Source organism: Mesorhizobium sp. M7A.F.Ca.CA.004.06.1.1 (assembly GCF_003999135.1).
In the GTDB taxonomy this organism is placed as follows: domain Bacteria; phylum Pseudomonadota; class Alphaproteobacteria; order Rhizobiales; family Rhizobiaceae; genus Mesorhizobium.
Window position 1 is genome coordinate 1 of the sequence record NZ_RZPQ01000532.1, and the last position, 4,155, is coordinate 4,155.

Annotated in this window: 5 protein-coding genes; 3 read left to right on the top strand and 2 right to left on the bottom strand. The window is 62.6% G+C overall.

The window, feature by feature from the left end; all coding sequences use genetic code 11:
* A partial coding sequence (locus tag EN906_RS25090; protein WP_127375456.1) for an FAD-dependent oxidoreductase occupies nucleotides 1-620 on the bottom strand: 620 nt, incomplete at its 3' end.
* A gap of 208 nt (nucleotides 621-828) precedes the next feature.
* Here EN906_RS25090 and EN906_RS25095 point away from each other — a divergent pair.
* The 3 genes from EN906_RS25095 (at nucleotide 829) to EN906_RS25110 (ending at nucleotide 3,230) form a co-directional block, all read left to right on the top strand.
* Nucleotides 829-1,299 carry an RDD family protein gene (locus EN906_RS25095; RefSeq protein WP_127267507.1) on the top strand — a complete coding sequence of 157 codons (471 nt, stop codon included), beginning with the start codon at nucleotides 829-831 and terminating at the stop codon, nucleotides 1,297-1,299.
* Between the two features lie 140 nt (nucleotides 1,300-1,439).
* Nucleotides 1,440-2,204, top strand: a complete 765-nt coding sequence (locus EN906_RS25105) for an arginyltransferase (RefSeq protein ID WP_023810205.1) — start codon at nucleotides 1,440-1,442, stop codon at nucleotides 2,202-2,204.
* Nucleotides 2,205-2,333: 129 nt separating this feature from the next.
* Complete coding sequence (locus EN906_RS25110) at nucleotides 2,334-3,230, top strand: DMT family transporter (protein ID WP_127267506.1); 897 nt, start codon at nucleotides 2,334-2,336, stop codon at nucleotides 3,228-3,230.
* Nucleotides 3,231-3,242: 12 nt separating this feature from the next.
* Here the strand turns inward: EN906_RS25110 and EN906_RS25115 are convergent.
* On the bottom strand, nucleotides 3,243-4,155 hold a 913-nt coding region (locus tag EN906_RS25115), incomplete at its 5' end, for an AI-2E family transporter (protein WP_164777341.1).

The following is a 4,155-nucleotide window of genomic DNA, read 5'->3' on the forward strand; positions in this document are numbered from 1 at the left end:
GAGTTGCGCGGCTCGACCAAGGTTACCGGCACGTCGAGCGCGGAAAAGATCGTTGCATATTCGACCCCGATGACGCCGGCGCCGATCACCGTCAGCGTGCGCGGCAAGCGGTCGAGTTCCAGCATCTCGTCGCTGTCGAAGATTCGGGTCTTGTCGAAAGGCACATCGCGCGGCCGGTGCGGCCTGGTGCCGACCGCGATCAGCGCATTAGCAAAACCGACCTCGCTGTAATCGCCGGTGTCGGTGGTCAGGCTGACCTTGTTGGGGCCAAGGAATTTCACCGCAGCCCGGGCGCTCTTGACCGTGTTGCGCATGAACTGGTGCTGCAGCACCTCGACCTCATGGTCGAGCGTCTTGTGCAGGCGCTCGACCAGATCGCCGACCGAGATATCCTGCTTGACCCGGTAGCCGCGCCCGTAGAAGCCGCGCTCACGCCAACCCGAAAGGTTGAGCACCGTTTCGCGCAGCGTTTTCGACGGGATGGTGCCGGTATGCACCGAGACACCGCCCAGACGCCGGCCGCGATCGACCACCAGCACCGATTTGCCGAGCTTGGCCGACTGCACCGCGGCCCGGCGACCGGAAGGGCCGCTGCCGATGACCAGCATGTCGTAGTCCATATTGCCCCGTCCCCTGCCATGTGCGCTTTTGCTGCGCCGCAGCAAGCTAATGCTATCCGCGCCGCAAATTCAACCGGTTCAGATTGCGCCTGGCGCCTTGAAGGCCGGCGCACCGCAAGAAGCCCGATCTTGATTCCGCCACAGGCCTTCACCATTTCATGGCTGAGCGGTCCGCACCCTATGTCGGACCTTGTTACGAGGAAATGACATGAACGCGCGCGTTCTCGACGGCGAAATCATCACCAGCAGGCTCGACGATGTCAGGGCCTATGACGGCGTGCGCACGAAGCGCATCCTGGCTTTCGTGATCGACTATGTCATCGTCGCGCTGCTTACCATTCCGTTTGCCATTCTGGTGTTCTTCCTCGGGCTTTTGACCCTCGGGCTTGGCTGGATGCTGTTCGGTATCCTGTTGCCGACTGTGGCCATCCTCTACATCTGGAACACGCTGGGCAGCACCGACCAGGCCACCACGGGCATGAAGATGATGGGCATCCGGCTCGACCGGCTCGACGGCAGGCCGATCGACGGCCTCACCGCGGTCGTCCATTCGGTGCTGTTCTGGGCCGGCAACGTCATCCTGTCGCCGCTCGTCCTGCTGGTGACGCTGTTTTCCGACCGCAAGCGCACCTTGCACGATCTTTTGCTTGGCACGGTCGTCAGCCGCACGGACCGCTGAAACGGCCCTCTGAAGAGCAGTCGCAACCGATTGAGCACAAATGTGAAGGCGTCGAGTCGACCACGCCCACATAATCCTGTTGAATTTTTCGCCGTCCGCGCCAAAGGTAGAGCGATTCGAAGGAGTGTTTCCAAGGCTCGATGACGCAGCATCCGACCCAGTCGCCGCAGTTCTTCCTGACCGCGCCGTCGCCGTGCCCCTATCTCGACGGCCAGTTCGAGCGCAAGGTGTTCACGCACCTGGTTGGCGACAAGGCGGCGGAGATGAACGACCTCTTGACCCAAGGCGGCTTCCGGCGCTCGCAGAACATCGCCTACAGGCCGGCCTGCGAGACCTGCCGCGCCTGCGTTTCGGTACGCATCCTCGCCCAGGAATTCGTCGCCAGCCGCAACATGAAGCGCGTGCTGCAGCACAATTCCGATCTCGTCGGCCACATGCACAATGCCGAGCCTTCGACCGAACAATATTCCCTGTTCCGCAGCTATCTCGATGCCCGCCACCGCCGTGGCGGCATGTCCGACATGACGGTGCTCGACTATGCGATGATGGTCGAGGATACCCATGTCGACACCAAGGTGATCGAGTATCGGCGGCGTGGACCAGACACGTTCATCACCGGCAAGGGACAGGGCGAGCTGATCGCGGTGGCGCTCACCGACAAGATGGCCGACGGCCTGTCGATGGTCTATTCCTACTTCAATCCCGATTTCGAGGAACGGTCGCTCGGCACGTTCATGATCCTCGACCACATCGCCCGCGCCAGGGCGATGGGCCTGCCCCATGTCTATCTCGGCTACTGGGTCAACGGCTCGCGCAAGATGAATTATAAGATGCGCTTCATGCCGCAGGAGCATCTCGGCCCGAAGGGCTGGGAGCGCTACACCAACGAAGCGGTCGCGCGCTGATTACTCTTTCCCAAGTCCGGGCTTAAACATTTTCAATCGAGACGATGCTGGTCTTTCCGCTGGTTGGCGGAGAGCGTGCGATTGCGCCGGTCCGCCATCCTCTCCCGAATTCATTGTGAAAGTCGCTGCATGTCGTCTCACGATACTCACACCAAAGGACTTCTGCTCACCGCATTTGGCGGGCTGACGCTGACCGTGGACATCCCGCTGATCCGGCTCGCCCACGGCGAGGCATGGACAATCCTGCTGCTGCGCACCGGCTGCACCTTGGCCGCGGCACTGATCATGTGGACCATCTGGCGCTCGTTCAGCAAGAATGCGCCGCAGCTGATACCTGGCTGGTCGGGCCTGATCGTTGCCGCGATCTACGGGCTCGGCGCGATTGCGTTCATCACAGGCGTCTACAACACCTCGACCGCCAACCTGGTGTTCATCCTGGCCTTCACAACCATGTTCGCCGCGCTGCTTTCATGGGTGTTCCTGAAGGAGCGGCCGCGGCCGCTGACCCTTGCGGCATTGGCCATGATGATTGTCGGCGTCGTCATCATCGTCGGCGATTCCGTTGGCACCGGACATCTGTTCGGCGACCTGATGGCGTTGTGTTCGGCCTTCCTGATCGCCTGCGCCATCACCATCTCGCGCGCCAGCGGCAAGGATATGGGCTTTACCTCACTGATCGGCGTCGTCCTGCCCTTCGGGCTGGCGGCGTTCATGGTCTCCAACACCGGCTTTCAGGTGGAGGCGCCCTGGTGGATCATCCTCAACGGCGCCGTCGTCATGCCGATTGCGTTCTTCTGCCTTGCCGCCGGGCCGAAATACATTTCGGGCCCTGAAGTGGCGATGTTCTACCTGCTCGAAACCGTGCTGGCGCCGGTCTGGGTGTGGATGATCTTTGCCGAAACACCGACGCGCAACAGCCTGATCGGCGGCGCGATCCTGATCGTCACGCTGATCGCGCATTCGCTGTGGCAGCTTCACGAGGGACGCAAGCGGCGTGGCGACCTTGCGGTGCAACATCCGGTCTAAGGCGCGTTGAGATCAGGCGCTGGCCTTCTTCGCCACGTCGGGTTCCGGCAGGACCTCGATTTGCGGACCGGCTTCGATTTCGGCTGGCGAGCCCGGGACGACTTCATCGGCCATTTCCACCTCGCGAAGCCATTCGCGCCAGATCGCGACCAGCAGGGCCATCAGCACCGGGCCGATGAACAGACCGAGAAACCCCATGGTCTTGACGCCGCCGATCAGGCCGAAAAACGTCGGCAGGAAGGGCAGTTTTATCGGCCCGCCGACGAGCTTCGGGCGCAGTGTCTTGTCGACGATGAACAGTTCGACCGCACCCCAGAGGAACAGTGCCAGCCCGGCCATCGGCGAGCCGCTGGCGGCCAGATAGATCGAGACCAGCGTGAACGACAGTGGCGCACCGCCAGGGATCAGCGCCATGACGCCGGTCAAGGCGCCAAGCGTGACCGGCGACGGCACGCCGGCCAGCCAGTAGGCGATGCCCAGCACCAGGCCTTCGCCGATGGCGATCACGGTCATGCCGGTCACGGTCGACGAGATCGTCGCGGGCACGACGCGCGAAATCCGTTCCCATCTGGTCGGCAGGATGCGTTCGCCGAGACGGTCGACCTGGCCGGCAAAATGCTCGCCGTCGCGATAGGCGAAGAACAACGCGATCATCATGAACAACAATGTCAGGAGCAAGCCGAAAGCGCTGCCGCCGGCGGCCAGCACACCGCGATAGATGCTGCCGATGTTAGCGCCGCTGACCAGCTGGATCAGTTCACCAATGCCGCCGGGATGGCCGAAATTGGTCGTCCACTGCTGGTTCAGCCACTCGCCCACGACAGGCATGGTGGCGATCCAGTGCGGTGTCACCGCGCCATGACGGTTGGTCTCGATCGCCCAGGCGACCCATTCGCGGACCTCGTTGATCGCATAGGTGCCGGCG